Here is a 16,911-nt window from a genome sequence, read left to right on the forward strand (position 1 = left end):
TGTGAGCGCAGGCGAGGAAATCGAGAGAGGTTCGTGACCTATCGGAGAAATGGGAGCCCTCGGAGGGTGGTGGTGACCGGGCAGGGCGTCGTATGCCCCCTGGGAAACACGGTCGAGGAGTTTTGGAAGCGGTTGATCGCCGGCGAGTCGGGGATCGGGCCGGTCACGCGATTCGACGCGGCGGGATACGACACGCGGATCGGGGGCGAGGTGCGCGGATTCAAGCCGGAAGACTTCATGGACCGGAAGGACATCCGACGCACGGACCTGTTCGTCCAGTATGCGGTCGCCGCATCCGCGCAGGCCTTGAACCAGGCCGCCGTTCGCGACGGCGCCGTCGACCCGGACCGTTTCGGCGTCATCGTGGGGTCGGGCATCGGCGGCATTTCGACCTTCGAGGATCAGCACCGAGTCCTTCTCGAGAAGGGCCCGAACCGCGTGAGCCCCTTCTTCATTCCCATGATGATTTCGGACATGGCCTCGGGCCAGGTGTCGATCCTCTTCGGCGCCAAAGGCCCCAATTACTGCACCGTGTCGGCATGCTCCTCGGGAGCGCACGCGGTGGGCGAGGCTTTTCGGATCATCCAGAACTCCGAAGCGGACGTCATGATCGCGGGGGGCGCCGAAGCTCCGGTCACTCCGATTTCCTTCGCGGGATTCTGCTCCATGAAGGCGATGTCCACGCGTAACGACTGCCCGACCCGGGCCTCCCGGCCCTTCGATTCCCAGCGCGACGGATTCGTGATGGGGGAAGGCGCGGGAATCCTGATCCTGGAGGAACTCGAGCACGCGAAAAAACGCGGCGCTGCGATCCTGGCGGAGGTCGTCGGTTACGGCGCCACTGGAGATGCCCATCATATGACCGCTCCTGCCCCCGAGGGTGAGGGTGCAGCGCGGGCCATGCGGGCCGCCATCAACGATTCCGGACTGCCCCTGCGCGAGTTCGGATACGTGAACGCCCACGGCACCTCCACACCACTCAACGACAAGTTCGAAACCCAAGCCATCAAGTCGGTATTCGGGGAGCACGCACACCGCGTGGCCGTCAGCTCGACGAAGTCGATGACCGGCCACCTGCTCGGAGCCGCCGGCGGACTGGAGACGATCATCTGCGTCCTTGCGCTCGAGCGACAGGTCCTTCCTCCGACCATCAATTACGAGCACCCCGACCCCGACTGCGATCTCGATTACGTCCCCAACACCGCGCGATCGGTCGAAGTGCGGGCGGCCCTCTCGAATTCATTGGGCTTTGGCGGGCACAACGTCACCCTGGCGTTATCGAGGAGCATGGCACCGGAGGGTCCCTAGAGGATCCCGAAACGTGAAATTACTCAGAATGCTGTTTGGACTGGAAAAGGCTCCCGCGCCTCGATTCGAGCGTCGCGGAGGCCGTGAATTCGATCTTCGCGGGTTCGAAGCAATCGTTCATTACAAGTTCCGAGACCCCGAGCTGGCGCGGCAGGCCCTGACCCATCGCTCCTACCTGCACTCCCAACCGGAAAAGGGCGCCGGAGAATCCAACGAGCGGATGGAGTTTCTCGGCGATTCCGTCGTGGGGCTCGTCGTGAACGAATTCCTCTACCGAAAGTTCACCTCGCTTCGCGAAGGGGAGCTGACGAAGATGAAATCGCTCCTCGTGAGCCGCGTGATCCTCTCTCGAACGGCGAAGCTGATGGGTCTGGGGGACTACATTCTCCTGAGCGAGGCGGAGACCGGCTCGGGCGGGCGCGATCGCGCCTCGATCCTCGCGGACACACTGGAAGGCGTGATCGGAGCCGTGTACCTGGACGGCGGGCTCGAGCCCGCGCGGCGCCTCACGGAGCGGCTGCTCCTTCGCCAGGTGCATGAGATCCTGAGCGACGCGAATCTCGCGAACTACAAGAGCATGCTCCAGGAGTACGTCCAGGGTGAATTCAAGACCCACCCGCAATACCGTATCTCGAGCGAGATCGGCCCCGACCACGAGAAGGTGTTTACGGTCGAGGTCGTCGTGAACCAGAAGGTGCTCGGCCGCGGCCACGGGAGCAACAAGAAGGAGGCGGAGCAGGAAGCGGCCCGGGACGCGCTCCTCCACTTCGAGAAGATGGTGCGCGGCGGCGACCGGCAGGACCACAGGCGCCGCAGGCGTCGTGGCGGCCGGGGGCGTCGTTCGCGGGGCGGTGGAGGGCGCGGAACGGGGACGGGGCAGCCCGGATCCCGGGGCCCGCAGGAGGAGCAGGGCGAGCTGCGGGGCCCGGACGGGGACAAATCCCCTTGGGCCGCCTCGCGCTTGCAGTCCGGATCGTAGCTTGTTATAATTAAGGCGTCGTCTCGAGACAGGGGAGGAAGGTCCGTCTGGGCCTTCCTCCGTTTCTATAAGCAACCCTGGAGACGACGTGTACAAAGGCGAGCCAACCTCACTCATCTCAGGGACGGGCATGGGGACGCTGGCGCTGATCCTAATCGCGGCATTGGCCGGGCCCTCGTCGGCCGCTTTTCCGCCCGGCCCCGCCCCAGTGATCCCTGCAAACCTCGAATTCCTCGTGCGCTCGGCCGTGGCCCAGGAGGCCGGCAATGCCGAGGAAGCCGCGGTCTGGGCGGAGGCTCTGGCCGCGGAGGACCCGGTCTCGAGCTACGTCGCCTCGCGATTCGCGGAAATCCTCGAATCCTCCGGCGAAGACCAGCGCGCGCTCGCGTGGGGCGACCGGGCGCTCCACCTGGACAGCCTGAACGCGGACGCGGCCATGCTGGTCGGACGCATGCGCCTCCGCGCGGGGGAGGCCTCGGTCGCCGTGCAGGCCCTGACCCCGCCTTTGCGGCTTCTGGGAGCGCGCCCCGAGCTTTACGCCATGCGATCCCTCGCCCATGAGCTCGACAAGAACTACGAGGGGGCTCTGGCCGATCTAAAGCGCACCGACATCCTGCTCCAGGATTTCGGATGGGTGGCGACCGGCGTTTTGGGGATGGCGCTCGAGGATGGCCGGCTGGATGAAGCGTCTCAGGCCCTCCAGCTGGCGCTCGAGCTCACCCCGGACGACCCCCGGACCTTGGGACTGGGTGTCGCCCTGGCCCGGCGCATGGGCGACACCGCGCTCGAGGAAAAGCTCCTCCGCCGGCGCGCGGAGGCCAATGACGCGATACCCGAGCAGATCGCCGCGTATGCCTCGTATTTGTTCCGCGAGGGGGACCGGAAAGCCGCGAAGGCTTTCCTGGGTCGGGTGGCGCGGCGCGGTTTCGACCCGGCGGACGTCCGCGTCGAAGCCGGTCGCAGTCTCCTGAGCGACGGCGACTATCGCGCGGCATTGGAGGCGGTGAAGCCGCTTGGGGAAAACCGGGCGACGTTGCCCGTCAGGGCCCGCGCGCTCGTGGCGCTCGCGAACGAGAAGCCCGCGCTCGGGTGTTACAGGAAGCTCATGAAGCTTCGCTCCCTGACGCAGGAGGAGTCGCTGGTGGTCGCCTATCTAGAGATCAAGGTCGGCGACCGTCGAACGGGGATCCTGACGCTGGAGCAAATCCGAGAGGGCCTTCTGGGGAGCCCGCGAAGGGTGCTGGCCGGGGCCCTATGCTACATTCTTCTCCACCACCCCGAGGAGGCCGTCGCGATCATGCGCGAGGGGGCCCTGAGGGGCCCCGAGAGCCCCATCCTCTACGCGGAGCTGGGCCAAGCCGCTGCCGAGACGGGGGATAGCCTGGTGGCCGCGTGGGCCTTCCAAAAGCTAAGTGGGCTGGGGAAGGAAAATTCGGAGTGCCTCTATTTCCTCGCTGCGACGGATCTAAGCCAGGGGGAGGTCGATCGGGCGGTCCGAAGGCTCGATCGGGCGGTGGAGCTCGATCCGTGGAACGGGCGGGCCCTGTCGCTCCTGGGAAGCATCCGCTACAATATGGGGCAGCTAGAGTTAGCGAGAGATCTCTTGAGACGCGCGGTTCGATGCCGCGACGCGGGCTCAGACGCCGAGCGAATGCTCGGCCGTGTGTGCCGGGCCCTCCGGCTGGACAGCGAGGCCCGGGCGGCCGAGTCACGGGTCCGCGGAAAGCGCGCCTCCCCGAGCCCCGCTGGGCTTACCTTCTTCGCCAATCCCTAAAGGAACCAGCCCCTTCCGGAACCGGCCACCGTTCGACGGTGTATCCAGTGCCACGGAGACCGATGTGGCCAACGAGCTGCGTCTTGTGAAAAAGCTCGACCTCGCCGAGCTGACCGATGAAGACGTCATGGAGCGTTGCGCCTTGGGCTCCGAGACCGCGTTCCGCGCGCTCGTCCAGCGGTATCGCTCGCGCATCATGAATCTCGTGTGTCGGTTCATCAACGATCGGGACCGCGCCGAGGAGATCAGCCAGGAAGTGTTCCTCCGGGTATTCCGGAACCGCGAGCGCTACCGAAAGAGCGGAAAATTCTCGACTTGGATTTTCACGATCGCCGTCAATCTGACCAAGAACGAAATCCGTAGCCGCGTCCGGCACAAAGGGACGTTCAGCTTGGATGCGATGGAGGAGGATTCCGGAGGGCAGGGGCTCGCGTTCCCCGACCTGAAGCCTCTGCCCGACGAGGACCTGCATGCGACCGAAATACGCCGGCGCGTGGCGGAAGCGCTCGAGAAAATCCCCGCGCGGTATCGCGAGGCCGTGGTGCTGCGCGATATCGAGGGCCTGAGCTACGAAGAAGTGGGAGAGATCCTCCGAATCCCCGGCGGGACGGTGCGGTCGCGCATCAATCGCGCCCGGCTGATGCTGAAGGAGAGACTCAAGCCACACCTGAATCTGGAGGACGCATGAAGTGCCGGTCAGCCGAGTCATTGTTCTCGCCCTACATTGAGGACGAGATAAGCCAGGAGGAGCGCCGGGAGCTGGAGGCGCACCTCATGGGGTGTCGTCGGTGCTCGCTCGGAATCCGTGAGGTCCGGGCCGCGATTTCGCTCATGGAGGGCCTCCCTCAGGCGGCACCCGGCCCCCATTTCGAGGAGGACGTCTTCGCGCGGATCCGGTCCGGCGAGGGCCTTCGTTTAAGCCCCACGGAGCTGATCCGAGAGCTGTTCTCCCCGGCCCGGCTGCGCCCCGTCTTCATGACCGGGACCGCCGTGTGCGCCGTGTTCATCGCGGTCATGCTGTCTCCGGTGGGCCAGGGGGGGCTCCACCCGAAACGCACCCATCCCGGCGTGAGCGTTCGACAGGAGGCCGGTCCGCAGATCCAACCGGGGCCGAGCGCTCCGGCTGCCCCGGCCGAGCGGGCCACCGCCCCCGCGCATGCCGGCGAGGCTCCCGTGGTTGCGAGCGTGCCGAGCCGCCTCGCGGTGCGCGATTCAATCGTGGACGGCACGGTCCCGCGTCAACGCTACCTGGATGAGATCATCAACGATAAGTTCTACCTCGAGCGCGGTGGCGAAGGGGAGAACTCCACCGTCGTCCCGGTCAACGAGACGCCTGACGACGGCGTGTACATCACGTTCTAAGCGAAGCGTCTCGGGCCGGAGTGCATCGGCGATGCCTGTGACCCGAATCCGATCGGCACGCGCCTCAGGGCTCACCGTCTTCACCCTTCTCCTGCTTTTCTGCTCGAACGCGAGCGCGAGCACCGCCACCATTCTCCCTTTCAAGAGCGACGAAGCGACGCTGCTCGTTGGCGTCGATTCCGCACGCACCAGCGTCGTGACCATGGTCGCGATGCCCGCGCCTGATTCGAGGCCGAGAACGGCCCCCGTGCGGCGCCTCATCGGCACGGGGGTCGTTCTGGGGCCGCACCGGCTCCTCACGACGGCGAGCATGGCGATCTCCCGGGGGACCTTCACCGTGCACCTGGGCGACGGCGACCGGCGCGGTGCGCAGATCCGAGGCGTGGATCGACAATCGAACGTCGCCCTTTTCGCGGTGGACGGTCCGCCGCTTCAGCCGCTCCGGCAAGCTTCTCCCCAATCGCTCGCGATCGGCTCCTGGGTGGCGGTCATCTCCAACGTGAGCGTCACACAGCCCCAGATCACGTTGGGGCACGTCGTGGGCCGGGGCGAGCGCATCGATTTCCCCTATTCCGGCGATATCGCCGAGATCGAGGCCTCGACATACCCAGGAGCGAGCGGGGGCGCCGTTCTGAACGAAGCGGGAGAGTGGGTCGCGATCGTCGTCGGACGCGCGGGACCCGCTCCGGTCCGCTCTTCGGCGTCCTCCGTGGTGGAACCCGACGGCGCGGACCGGAAGCAATCGACCGATCTCCTGATCGCGCTCCCCGTCGATCAGCTGCTGCGAATCGCAGATGATCTCGAAGAATACGGGAGCGTGCGGCGCGCGTTCCTGGGAATCCAGATGCGGCGCGGACTCCTCGCGGACACCCTCGGCGTGCTTGTGGAAGGTGTCGTGCCGCGAAGCCCCGCCGAGCTGGCGGGTCTCAAGGCGGGAGACCGGATCCTGGCGTTCGAAGGGTCGGTCATCCACTCGGGGGAGGAAATCACCTCGCTCGTGCGCTCGCTCCGGCCCGGCGATGAAATCGAGATGACCGTCTCGCGCGGCGCGGATATCTTTCCGATGCACGCGACTCTCGACGCCGCGGTGGGCGCGCCCGCCGCGCCGCCTCCGCCGAGCCGTGCCGCGGAGCTGGGACGTCTCAAGCGCTCGCTTCGAAAGCTCGAGGCGGAGACTCAAAAGATCGAGGAGCAGATCAAGGCGCTCGAGTCCTCCCCGGCGCGCTAGCCCGGCGCCAACCGGACGGACCCCGGGCGCTAGTCCCTCCCTCCACCGTGTGGTAGCCTGCGCACCGCCATGGGGCGCATGACAAGAGCTTCTGTCCTTTTCCTGTTCGCGGTCGCCGCCGCGGGTTGCGGCGGCCGTCCCTTCGCGGAAGGAAGCAGCCGCGAGCTCACGATCGTGACCGCGCTCCCCGCCGACTCCCCCGAGATCCTGCTCCTGCGCGCCGTCGTGGAGCGTCTCGCGATCAGGATCGAAGACGAGTCCGCTTACGACGTGCACCTGGCCACCGCGGACGATCCGGGCGTGTACCGCGCACGAACGGTGCTTTTCGTCGGGTTCGGACCCGCGGAGAGGATTCCCCGGGAGCTCGAGCCCCTGAAGGGGTCGCTCGCGTCGGCTCGCGAGCCGTTCGTATTTTCTCCCGACGTCTGGCTCCGCGGGCAGGCGGCGGGTATCTTCTGGACGGAAACGCGCGGCGATCTTCTGCCGGCGCTCCAGCGATATCAGAACCGCCTCTTCGAGGAGCTCGACCGCGCCACGTTCTCCACGGTGCGCGCCCGGCTCCTCGCTCTCCCCCGCGATCATGATGCCGAGAAGAGCCTCCGAAGGCTCGCGGGATTCGGCTTGCGCGTCCCGCGCGGATACGCGGTTCGGATTCATCCCGGCACGAAGGCCGCGCTTCTCCTGAATGAGGGCCCGCCCGCGCGGCTCTTGCGCATCATGCCGGTGGGAGCGGCACGCGGCCCGGATCTGCGGAGCATGCGCGCCGCGCTCGCCCGCGCGTTCCGGCCCAACGAGCGCACGCTCGACCTGATCGACCCGACCCTCACGCCCGGCGAGCTCGCGGGCGCGGTCCGGCAGATCCACGGCCGCTGGGAAGACGGGGAGGTGAGCGCCGCCGGACCGTATCGCTTCTACGAAGTCGCACGGCAGGGGAGACGGTTCTACGTGGACCTCGCCGTCTTCGCTCCGGGGAGGCCCAAGCTTCCTTACCTCCGCGAGCTCCAGGCGATCGCGGAGACGCTGACCGCCCGATGATCTCGGTATCGGTCCCGCGCGGGAGAATCCGCTATTCGATCCAGGTCGCACCGGGCCTTCTCGGTCGCGCCGGCGAGGCGATGCTCCGAGTATGCGACCCGGGAAAGCTGCTCGTGGTCACCGACCGGACCGTTGCGCGGCTTTACGGCGCGCGGCTTCTTTCGAGCCTTCGTCGCGCCGGATTTACGCCGCGGGCGATCGCGCTGCCGCCGGGGGAACACACGAAGACGATCGCCAACGTTCGGCGCCTCTGCGAGCGCTGGGCGCGGTGGCGCGTGGACCGGTCGGTCCCGGTCTTGGCGCTCGGCGGAGGGGTGGTGTCCGATACGGCCGGCTTCGCGGCCGCGGCCTACGCGCGGGGGCTCGACTGGGTCGTCTTTCCGACGACGCTTCTCGCGCAGGCCGACGCAGGGATCGGCGGAAAGGTGGGGGTCAATCTCCCCGAGGGAAAAAATCTCCTCGGCGCCTTCCATCATCCGCGAGGGGTCTTCTGCGATCCCGAAGCGCTCCGGACGCTCTCTCCTCGCGCCTTCCGATCAGGGTTGGCCGAAATCGTGAAAATCGGCGTCATCCGACGCCCCGCGATCCTAGCGAGCCTGCGCCGCCTCGGGGGGGATCGCGCGCGCGTCACGGGGCTGATCCGCGCCGCGGCGAGAGAGAAGGCGTGGTATGTCTCTCGTGATCCGGCAGATCGAGGGATTCGGCAGCACTTGAACTTCGGCCACACCGTGGGGCACGCGCTCGAAGCCTCGTACGGATACCGTCGATTCACCCACGGCGAGGCGGTCTCGATCGGAATGGTCGCGGCATCGAGGCTGAGCGTCCGCGTGGCGGGCCTCGACCCGCGCTCGGCGGTGGAGATCGAGGATCTGCTGCGATTGCTCGGTCTTCCGGTGAGGCTCAGCCGTTCGCCGCGGGCGGCCTTTTGGAGCGCGCTGGGAAAGGACAAGAAGCGTGGACGGACGTCTCTTCGAATGGTATTGTCGCCCGCGATTGGAGCAGCTAAGACCTATGAACTACACTCGCTTACCCCGCTCCGCGAGGTAATCTCGAGCCTCGTCCAGAAACCCTGAGAGGCTTATGTCCGAGGACGCACGCTACGATTCAATCGCGCTGCTCGAACGCATCGCGACCCAGGATCCGTCATCGCCGCTTTATCTTCCGCTCGCCGAGCGCATGCGCGAGCAGGGCAGAGTCGAGGAGGCGATCCGGCTCTGCGAGGAGCGCCGCGGCCGCCCCGGTGAAGGCGTCGGGGACCGCATCGTCTTGGGCCGTTGTTACCTCGCGGGGGGCCGTCTGCCCGAGGCACGCGCCCAATTCGAGAGCGCGGTCCGGCTGGACCGGGAGAACGTCGTCGCGCTCAAGGCGCTGGCGGGGATCCTCTCCCACGAGGGAAATCACGCCTCCGCTTCGGATTTCTATCGCGCGGTCTGCCGAATCGATCCCGGCGATCTCGAATCTCAAACGGCCCTTCATCAGATCACGTCGGGAGAGTTTCCCGAGGTGCGCCCTCCGGATCTGGTTGTTGCCCAAGGGGAGCTCACGTGGCAGCCGGTGCAGCCGCCCCGCGAAGAGGAATACCTGGGCGAGATCTCGCTGGGCCTCCACACGATCGAGTCCTTCGACTCCGAATCGCCGCGGCCCTACGAGGTCAAGGTGCAGGATTTCCAGGAGATGGAGCTCGAACGCTTCGGGGTCGACCGCTCAACCGCACCCGAGGCGCGAGGCGACGTAGCGGTCGCCCCGCCCGAGCCCGTTGATGCCGCGGTCGCCCGTGACGAGCCCGCTCGCGCCGAGGTTCCGCCGGCCGAGCCCGCCCGCGCCGCGGCTCCCCAGGTGGAGGCCGAACGCGCTTCAGACCCCGCGCCTGTGTCCGACTGGACCGAGCTCCCTCGCAGCCCGATGCCCGTCGCGGAGCCCTTCAAGCCCCCGAGGACGCAGCAGAACAAATCGGCCTTCGAAACATGGGTGAGAAGGCTCAAGGGTGGAGCGGGCTGATGCCGCGGACCGTATGGGTATTGCACGGTCCGAACATGGACCTCCTGGGCTCCCGCGAGCCCGAGCTCTACGGTCGCGAGACGCTCCAATCGATCGACCGGAGGCTGAGGAAGCTCGGAGAGGACCTCGGGCTCGGCGTGGAGTGTTTTCAGACCAATCACGAGGGGGCGCTCATCGACCGCCTGACCGTGGCGATGAGCGCCGCCCAGGGTTGCGTCATCAACCCCGGGGGCCTCTCGCACACAAGCGTGGCCCTCGCGGACACGATACGTGCGATGACGATTCCGGTGGTCGAGGTGCATCTCACGAACCTTTACGCGCGCGAACCCGCGCGCGCCTCCAGCCTGACCGGGGCGCACGCCTCGGGCGTGATCATGGGTTTCGGGGCACGGAGCTACGAGCTGGGGCTTCGCGAGCTGGCCTCGCGGCTCAAGCCGTCCGGAACACGCGGGAGATCCCGGTGAATCTCCGCAAACGGATCCGCGAGCTGGTCGCGGTCATGCGCGAGGAGGAACTCGCCGAAATCGAGGTGCGCCGCTGGTTCACGACGGTGCGCGTGCGCCGGCCGGGTGCCGACACCGCGATGCCGGTCCAGGCGGTGGCCCCGGCGGAAGCGGCCGAGCGCCGCGATGGGGACGAGAAGCAGCTGAGGGATCTGGTCCCGATCAAGTCGCCGATGGTGGGCACCTTTTATCGCGCGCCCGCTCCCGATGCCGATCCCTACGTCGAGGAAAACAGCTCGATCACCGTCGGGCAGACGGTGTGCATTGTCGAAGCGATGAAGCTCATGAACGAGATCGAATCCGAAGTTGGCGGACGAATCGCTCGGATCCTCGTTGAAAACGCGCAGCCCGTGGAGTACGGGCAGACGCTGTTCCTGGTGGAGGCCGACACCGCGGCGTAGCCTGCCCGGGGGGGAGTGGGGATGAACATCAAGCGAGTGTTGCAGAAGATGGTGGAGCTCAAGGCGTCCGACCTTCACGTCAAGGTCGGCGCGAAGCCCACCGTGCGGGTGGACGGCAGCCTGGTCACGCTCGACGAGGCGGCTCCGTCTCAAGCGGATCTCGAGGCGATCGTCGATCAGATCCTGACACCGAAGCAGAAGAAGATATTCGAAGAGACGAAAGAGGTCGACTTTGCTTTCGGGGTGACCGGCCTTTCGCGTTTCCGGACCAACTTCTACCAGCAGCGTGGGACCATCGCGATGGTCTACCGGCAGGTGCCGGCCACGATCCCAGCCTTCGAAGAGCTGAATCTTCCGACCGTGATCGAGGAGATCTCGACCCGTCCGCGCGGGCTCGTGCTCGTGTGTGGCACGGTCGGGAGCGGTAAATCCACCACGCTCGCCGCGATGATCGACTCGGTGAACCGGACCTCGGCGCGAAACGTGATCACGATCGAAGACCCCGTCGAGTTCCTCTACCGGGACAAGAAGAGCACCATCTCCCAGCGCGAAGTCGGACTCGATACCGCCTCCTTCGCCGAGGGCCTGAAGCACATCTTGCGGCAGGATCCCGACGTGATTCTGATCGGCGAGATCCGCGACGCGGAGACGATGGGGACGGCGCTCATGGCCGCCGACACGGGCCACCTCGTGCTCTCCACCCTCCACACCACCGATGCGTCGCAGACGATCAACCGGATTCTTTCGTTCTTCCCGCCGCACCAGCACGAGGAGACCCGGTACATGCTCTCCTCCACGCTTCAGGCGGTCATCGCGCTCAGGCTCATGCCTCGGTCCGATCAGACGGGACGGATTCCCGCGGCGGAAGTCATGACGGTCACGGCCACGATCCGCGAGTACCTCCTCGATCCGGAGAAGACTTCGCTCATCAAGGGCGCGATCCAGGAGGGCGTCTCCCAGTACGGGATGCAGACCTTCGACCAGGCCATCATGAAGCATCACACGGAGGGGAAAATCAGTCTCGAGACGGCCCTCCGATACTGCTCCAATCCCACCGAGTTCGAGCTCCGCGTGAAAGGCATCCACGCGACGTCGGACGAGTCCTGGAAACCGTTCGAGCACAAAGAGAATCTCGTCTAGCGGAATGTTCAAGAAAATCCTGGTTGCCAACCGCGGAGAGATCGCGTTGCGGATCATCCGCGCGGCCCGGGAGCTCGGGGTCGAGACCGTCGCTGTCTATTCCGAGGCGGACCGGGATTCGCTGCACGTCCGCCTGGCGGATGAAGCGGTTTGTATCGGGCCGCCCCCCTCGTCCGCGAGCTATCTCCACATCGCGCGGATCATCAGCGCCGCCGAGATCACGGCTGTCGAGGCGATCCACCCGGGCTACGGCTTCCTTTCCGAGAACGCCCATTTCGCCGAGGTGTGCGAGTCGTGCCACATCCGCTTCATCGGGCCGACCTCGGAGATGATCCGGCTGATGGGAGACAAGGCGGCCGCGCGGAGGACCATGCTCCGAGCCGGCGTGCCGGTGACGCCGGGAAGCGAGGGAACGCTCGAGTCCCCGGACGAAGCGGCCAAGGTCGCGTCCCGCCTCGGCTACCCCGTGATCATCAAGGCGGCGGCGGGGGGAGGGGGCAAAGGGATGCGGATCGCCACCGATGAGTCGTCGTTGCGCCACGGGATCCGGACCGCGCAGGCGGAAGCGGAGGCCAGCTTCGGGAGCGGGGCGGTCTACCTCGAGCGGTACATCGAGAAGCCGCGCCACATCGAGTTTCAGATCATCGGGGACCGGCACGGGAATCTGCTGCACCTGGGCGAGCGCGAGTGCTCGATCCAGCGACGGCACCAGAAGCTGATCGAGGAGTCGCCCAGCGTAGCGCTCGACGACGACCTGCGCACGAAGATGGGCTCCGCGGCGGTCGCGGGAGCGCGATCGATCGGGTACGAAGGCTGCGGCACGATGGAGTTCCTCCTCGGCGAGAACCGGGAGTTCTACTTCATGGAGATGAATACCCGGATCCAGGTCGAGCATCCGGTCACCGAGGAGGTAACCGGATACGACCTCATCAAGGCGCAGATCGCGGTGGCGGCCGGAGAGCCGTTGCCGTGGCGGCAAGAGGAAGTCCGGCTTCGGGGACACGCTCTGGAATGCCGCGTGAACGCGGAGAAGCCGGACAAGAATTTTCAGCCCTCGCCCGGAAAGGTGAGCTATTTCCACGCTCCCGGCGGGCACGGCGTGCGCGTGGACAGCCATCTCTATTCCGGATATTACGTGCCTCCCCACTACGATTCGATGGTCGCGAAGATCATCACCTGGGGGCGCGACCGCATGGAATCCGTCGTTCGGATGCGCCGGGCTCTCGAGGAGACGGTGATCGAAGGAATCGATACCACGATTCCCCTTCATCTCCGCATTCTCAAGAGCCAAGGCTTCTTGAGCGGGGACATCCACACCGGAACCCTCGAGGAGATGCTGGGTATGGAGCAGCCGGCGAAATGAAGCGCATCGAGCTCTGTCTCTTGCCCTCCGAGCTGGAACGCGCTTCGCTCGACGCACAGGTCGTGCTCGTCGACGTTCTGCGCTCGTGCACCAGCATCGCGACCGCGCTCATGAACGGAGCGGCGAAGATCATCCCCGTGAAGACGGTCGAGGAGGCGACGCGGCTTCACGAAACGCTGGATCCCAAATCGACCCTCCTTTGCGGCGAGCGGGAGGGGCGCAAGGTCGGCGGCTTCGCGCTTGGAAACTCACCGCGCGAGTTCACGCGCGAGAACGTGAACGGCGCGACGCTCATCTTCGCCTCGACCAACGCGAGCCCGTTGATGGCGGGCCCCCTGGGGGGGAGGGACCAGGTTCTCCTCGGTTACGTGAACCTGGGCGCCGTCCTTACGGCGGTTTCCGGGGTGGATGCCGACGTGACCATCGTCTGCGCGGGGCGTAACGGGCGGTTCTCCCTGGAAGATGCGGCGTGCGCCGGGGCCCTGATCCGTCGGCTCGCGGACGCGAGGGGGAACCTCGAGCTGAACGACGCGGCCACCGTCGCGTGCGATTTCGACCGGGAACACGGCTGGTCGCCGGAGTCCATCCTGCGTCGAAGCGAGCACGGGCGCTACCTCATCGAGCTTGGTTTCGAGGAGGATATCCCGGTCTGCGCGGCGGTCGACAGCGTCCCGGTCGTGCCACAGCTCAGAAAGGGGCGTATCACGGCTTCCGCGCCCGCGGTGGCGGAGAAGCGGTAGCACCGCCGCGTCCGTATGACGCCGTGGAGCCCGGGTCCGGGTGTTCAGGATTTTCCTCTCCGCCCGATCCCGGGCGGGCGTGGGCTCTTCCTGACCGCCGGACGGGAGCAGCGGCCGATGCGTTCCCACCCACGCCGCACCCCGCTCGCGGCAACGCTCGCCGCCTTCGCGCTCGTCGCTTCGAGCTGCTCCACCTGGCACTCGATCGGCAAGGACCGCCCTGCCGAGTTCATCGCGCGTGAGAAACCCAGCGCCGTGCGGGTCTCATTCGCGGACTCCATGCTGGTCCTGATTGGCCCCGCCCTCCAGGGTGATACCCTCCTCGGGCTCGCGAAAGGCGATCCGTCTCGGCATGTCGGGATTCCTCTATCCGAGATTCGCAGGCTTGATGTGCGAACGCTGCGTGGGTCCACGGCCGGAAAAGTGATCGTGGGAACCTTCTGGGCCACCGGCCTCGCGCTGGCCATCTATAGCCTGTTCCATCACGATCCACCCATCCCATGAACCGAGAATGCTCGCCGCGCCGCCTACAGCCCCCGCCGTGCCCGCCGTAAGAGCTCCAGCCCCAGGCTGCCAAAGACGATGTTCCCGAGCCAGGCTCCGACGATCGGCGGGAGCGTGCCGCTGTGGCCCAGCGCCTGGCCGGTGCGTATGATGGCGTAATAGACGAAGCTGATGAAGACCGCGAGGCCGAAGCTGATGGCGAGTCCGCCGCGACGGACCCGGATCGCGAGCGCGGTCCCGATCAGGACGACGATGAGGTTCGTCAATGGAAACGAGATCTTGAGGTAGAGCTCGACGAGATACTTCTGCACGCGGCTTCCGCTTTGCTTCAGCCTTCCGATGTATTTCTCGAGCTCCCAGTAGGAGAGCGCCGCGGGATCCTCCTCGGCTTTTTCGAAGCTCTCAGGCCGCTCCTTCAGGCCGGGGATCACGAGCTCGTTGAAGTGGGCCGCGTGCTCCCCTTCGCGGTCGAAACGCCTGACGAAGCCCTGCCGGAAGACCCAGTGGCCGTTCTCCCATTTCGCCGACTCGGCGTCGATGCGGCCGCTCAGCGTGTGTTGCTTGATTTCCTGGATCACGACCTCGCGCATCGTCCTCTCGGGGATGCTGTAGCTGCGGATCAGGAACGTGCGTCCGTCGCTGCCGAGATAGGCTAGGTTCGCGCGCACGACGGCGCCTTCGAGGTTTTCCTTCTTGATGTCGCCCCGATAGATCTTGTTTCGCACGGCGTTCAGGTGCGGCATCACGGTCTCGTTCGCAGTGAACACGGCGATGCAGACCAGCAATGCGAATAGGTACAGCGGCGCAACGATCCGGGTGAGCCCGATCCCTGCAGCCTGCATCGCGGTCAGCTCGTTGTGTCGGCCGACTTGCCCCAGGGCGAGGAGGCAGGAGAGGAGCATCGACATCGGGAGCACCATCGTCACGATCCCGGGAATCGAGACGAGGTAGAAATGCGCCACGACCGCGAGCGAGACCTTGTTGTCGAGGAAGGAATCCAGCTTCTCGAATATGTCGACCACGATGAAGATGGCGACAAAGAAGAGAAGGCCCGTGATGAGGGATGCGAGCTGCTCTCGGACGAGGTAGCGGTCGAGGAGCTTCACGCCGCGGGGACTCGGCGCGTGCGGCGTCTGGGCCGTCGGATGATCTCGGCGGCTTGGAGCGTGAGGAAGAGTCCGATCGCTCCGATGACGATGTTGGGTGTCCACATCGCGACCGCGGGGTCCAAGAAGCGCCGGTCCGCAAGCTCCTCCCCTCCGGCAAGGCAGAGGTAATAGAAAACGAAGAAGAGGATCGAGATAAAGGCCACCCCGATTCCGCTCTTGCGTGCCCTGATCCCCAGCGGCGCCCCGACGAGAACGAAGACAATGCATGCGGCCGGGATCGAAAACTTCTTCTGGACCTCGACCTCGAGGCTGTTCATCCGCCGGTCCAGGGCGTCCACTTCGATCTGGCGCATCTGGATCATGTCCATCGTGAGCGGGTTGATGAAGAGCTTGGGAGGTTTCCCGGGCGGCAGCGCTTCGGGCGGCCGGATCGGAGAAACGGTCCGGAGGACGCTGCGAAGGAACCCCAAGACGCCGCGGGGAGGCTGCCGCGGAATGGCGGCCTTCACGAACGCGTCGTAATTCTTGAAACCCGCCTGGTGGATGAGGGTGTCGCGGGCGGCCGTGGAAGCCGCTAACTCCTTCCCAAGTTTCATGATCTGGCCCCGCATCATCCCGAGGCTCATTTCTCGGTCCCCCCGCGCGTTCGAATCCGACCTCTCCAGATCCGCCCCCGCGTTCCGAATATTGATAATGTGGGTCTTGAACATGAGCCGCCGGTAGATCCGTTCCTGGTCGTTGGGCGGCATTTCGTGAATTTCGCCGTCGTGGAGCTCGAGGGTGACGACGCGGCCGTCCGGGGAGCTGTGGAAGACACCCCAGTCCGCGAGAATCGTGGTGGGGCGGGCGCTCGAGTTGAGCTGGTAGATCTTGACCCCGCGGATCTCATTCGTGCGGTTGTTCACCTTCTCAACGAAGATGTTGTATCCCTCGAACCCGTCGATAAATACCCCTTCGCTGATCTGCGTCGTGGGTCGCTTCCGGCTCACGTCCACCATGAGGTTTGCTAGGGCATGGTTCGTCTCTGGGAGGATGTGGTTGTTGAAGAGCACGAGTCCCCCCGCGAGCAGGGCCGCGGCCGCGAGCGGCGCCCCCACGATCCGCGCCAGGTTGATGCCGTTGGCCCGCATCGCGGCGATCTCGTTATCCTGGGCGAGGCGTCCGAAGGTGGCGAGGGTGGCGATCAAGACCGCGCATGGTACCGCGAGGGCAAGCATCCAGCCCATCGACAGGGCGAACAGCTCGAGCACGATCCCCGCGGGGATTCCCTTGCCGATCGCCAGGTCCACGAGGTCGAACATGAAATCCAGCGTGAGCAGGAAGATGACGACGCTGAAGCCGATCAGAAACGGGAAGACGTGCTCGCGAAGCACGTACCGTTCGAGTATTCTCATATGGGCCTACCTTTTAACACATTTCAGGCCGAACCGCCGCGGGTTCCAGGTGTTCACTTTGTTACGTGACGGG

General features: G+C 65.9%; 17 protein-coding genes. 15 read left to right on the forward strand and 2 right to left on the reverse strand.

Going from position 1 to position 16,911, the window contains the following annotated elements:
* Positions 1–66 precede the first annotated feature (66 nt).
* The 15 genes from fabF to E6K76_03325 all read left to right on the forward strand — a co-directional run bounded on the left by fabF (position 67) and on the right by E6K76_03325 (position 14,335).
* A complete protein-coding gene (fabF, locus tag E6K76_03255; GenBank protein TMQ59990.1) occupies positions 67–1,308 on the forward strand; it encodes a beta-ketoacyl-ACP synthase II in 1,242 nt (413 codons plus the stop codon).
* Between the two features lie 13 nt (positions 1,309–1,321).
* Complete coding sequence (gene rnc / locus E6K76_03260; protein ID TMQ59947.1) at positions 1,322–2,287, forward strand: ribonuclease III; 966 nt, start codon at positions 1,322–1,324, stop codon at positions 2,285–2,287.
* An 88-nt stretch (positions 2,288–2,375) separates the two neighbouring features.
* The gene (locus tag E6K76_03265) at positions 2,376–4,061 is read left to right on the forward strand and encodes a tetratricopeptide repeat protein (protein TMQ59948.1); all 1,686 of its coding nucleotides are present in this window, start codon (positions 2,376–2,378) and stop codon (positions 4,059–4,061) included.
* A gap of 64 nt (positions 4,062–4,125) precedes the next feature.
* The gene (locus E6K76_03270) at positions 4,126–4,749 is read left to right on the forward strand and encodes a sigma-70 family RNA polymerase sigma factor (protein TMQ59949.1); all 624 of its coding nucleotides are present in this window, start codon (positions 4,126–4,128) and stop codon (positions 4,747–4,749) included.
* Complete coding sequence (locus E6K76_03275; protein ID TMQ59950.1) at positions 4,746–5,423, forward strand: hypothetical protein; 678 nt, start codon at positions 4,746–4,748, stop codon at positions 5,421–5,423. Before E6K76_03270 ends, E6K76_03275 begins: the two co-directional genes overlap by 4 nt.
* A complete protein-coding gene (locus tag E6K76_03280; protein ID TMQ59951.1) occupies positions 5,218–6,651 on the forward strand; it encodes a serine protease in 1,434 nt (477 codons plus the stop codon). The genes E6K76_03275 and E6K76_03280 overlap by 206 nt, the downstream gene beginning before the upstream one ends.
* 78 nt (positions 6,652–6,729) lie before the next feature.
* A complete protein-coding gene (locus E6K76_03285) occupies positions 6,730–7,686 on the forward strand; it encodes a hypothetical protein (GenBank protein TMQ59952.1) in 957 nt (318 codons plus the stop codon).
* Positions 7,683–8,759: a 3-dehydroquinate synthase gene (locus E6K76_03290; protein TMQ59953.1), complete on the forward strand. Its 1,077-nt coding sequence runs from the start codon at positions 7,683–7,685 to the stop codon at positions 8,757–8,759. The genes E6K76_03285 and E6K76_03290 overlap by 4 nt, the downstream gene beginning before the upstream one ends.
* A 7-nt stretch (positions 8,760–8,766) precedes the next feature.
* Positions 8,767–9,684: a hypothetical protein gene (locus E6K76_03295; GenBank protein TMQ59954.1), complete on the forward strand. Its 918-nt coding sequence runs from the start codon at positions 8,767–8,769 to the stop codon at positions 9,682–9,684.
* Complete coding sequence (locus E6K76_03300; protein ID TMQ59955.1) at positions 9,684–10,148, forward strand: 3-dehydroquinate dehydratase; 465 nt, start codon at positions 9,684–9,686, stop codon at positions 10,146–10,148. The genes E6K76_03295 and E6K76_03300 overlap by 1 nt, the downstream gene beginning before the upstream one ends.
* Entirely contained in the window at positions 10,145–10,588 is a 444-nt protein-coding gene (gene accB / locus E6K76_03305; protein TMQ59956.1) for an acetyl-CoA carboxylase biotin carboxyl carrier protein, read from the forward strand. Before E6K76_03300 ends, accB begins: the two co-directional genes overlap by 4 nt.
* 21 nt (positions 10,589–10,609) lie before the next feature.
* Positions 10,610–11,728, forward strand: a complete 1,119-nt coding sequence (locus tag E6K76_03310) for a type IV pilus twitching motility protein PilT (protein ID TMQ59957.1) — start codon at positions 10,610–10,612, stop codon at positions 11,726–11,728.
* A gap of 4 nt (positions 11,729–11,732) precedes the next feature.
* Positions 11,733–13,091 (forward strand): acetyl-CoA carboxylase biotin carboxylase subunit, encoded by a 1,359-nt coding sequence (accC, locus tag E6K76_03315; protein ID TMQ59958.1) that lies wholly within the window; start codon positions 11,733–11,735, stop codon positions 13,089–13,091.
* Complete coding sequence (locus tag E6K76_03320; protein TMQ59959.1) at positions 13,088–13,831, forward strand: 2-phosphosulfolactate phosphatase; 744 nt, start codon at positions 13,088–13,090, stop codon at positions 13,829–13,831. The genes accC and E6K76_03320 overlap by 4 nt, the downstream gene beginning before the upstream one ends.
* A 117-nt stretch (positions 13,832–13,948) precedes the next feature.
* Positions 13,949–14,335, forward strand: coding sequence for a hypothetical protein (locus tag E6K76_03325; protein ID TMQ59960.1), 387 nt, complete (start codon positions 13,949–13,951; stop codon positions 14,333–14,335).
* 23 nt (positions 14,336–14,358) lie between these two features.
* Here E6K76_03325 and lptG read toward each other — a convergent pair whose 3' ends face one another.
* Positions 14,359–15,711 (reverse strand): LPS export ABC transporter permease LptG, encoded by a 1,353-nt coding sequence (lptG, locus tag E6K76_03330; protein TMQ59961.1) that lies wholly within the window; start codon positions 15,709–15,711, stop codon positions 14,359–14,361.
* A complete protein-coding gene (locus E6K76_03335) occupies positions 15,438–16,838 on the reverse strand; it encodes a YjgP/YjgQ family permease (GenBank protein TMQ59962.1) in 1,401 nt (466 codons plus the stop codon). The genes lptG and E6K76_03335 overlap by 274 nt, the downstream gene beginning before the upstream one ends.
* Positions 16,839–16,911: the final 73 nt, after the last annotated feature.

The sequence above is a fragment of the Candidatus Eisenbacteria bacterium genome (genome assembly GCA_005893275.1).
Lineage (GTDB): Bacteria > Eisenbacteria > RBG-16-71-46 > SZUA-252 > SZUA-252 > WS-7.

What these genes read in the sequence shown, in the direction of transcription:
- E6K76_03275 (TMQ59950.1), top strand. Translation starts at nt 4,746, where the DNA reads ATGAAGTGCCGGTCAGCCGAGTCATTGTTCTCGCCCTACATTGAGGAC.
- E6K76_03280 (TMQ59951.1), top strand. Translation starts at nt 5,218, where the DNA reads ATGCCGGCGAGGCTCCCGTGGTTGCGAGCGTGCCGAGCCGCCTCGCGG.
- E6K76_03285 (TMQ59952.1), top strand. Translation starts at nt 6,730, where the DNA reads ATGACAAGAGCTTCTGTCCTTTTCCTGTTCGCGGTCGCCGCCGCGGGT.
- E6K76_03290 (TMQ59953.1), top strand. Translation starts at nt 7,683, where the DNA reads ATGATCTCGGTATCGGTCCCGCGCGGGAGAATCCGCTATTCGATCCAG.
- E6K76_03295 (TMQ59954.1), top strand. Translation starts at nt 8,767, where the DNA reads ATGTCCGAGGACGCACGCTACGATTCAATCGCGCTGCTCGAACGCATC.
- E6K76_03300 (TMQ59955.1), top strand. Translation starts at nt 9,684, where the DNA reads ATGCCGCGGACCGTATGGGTATTGCACGGTCCGAACATGGACCTCCTG.
- E6K76_03310 (TMQ59957.1), top strand. Translation starts at nt 10,610, where the DNA reads ATGAACATCAAGCGAGTGTTGCAGAAGATGGTGGAGCTCAAGGCGTCC.
- accC (TMQ59958.1), top strand. Translation starts at nt 11,733, where the DNA reads ATGTTCAAGAAAATCCTGGTTGCCAACCGCGGAGAGATCGCGTTGCGG.
- E6K76_03320 (TMQ59959.1), top strand. Translation starts at nt 13,088, where the DNA reads ATGAAGCGCATCGAGCTCTGTCTCTTGCCCTCCGAGCTGGAACGCGCT.
- E6K76_03325 (TMQ59960.1), top strand. Translation starts at nt 13,949, where the DNA reads ATGCGTTCCCACCCACGCCGCACCCCGCTCGCGGCAACGCTCGCCGCC.
- lptG (TMQ59961.1), bottom strand. Translation starts at nt 15,711, where the DNA reads ATGCATTGTCTTCGTTCTCGTCGGGGCGCCGCTGGGGATCAGGGCACG.
- E6K76_03335 (TMQ59962.1), bottom strand. Translation starts at nt 16,838, where the DNA reads ATGAGAATACTCGAACGGTACGTGCTTCGCGAGCACGTCTTCCCGTTT.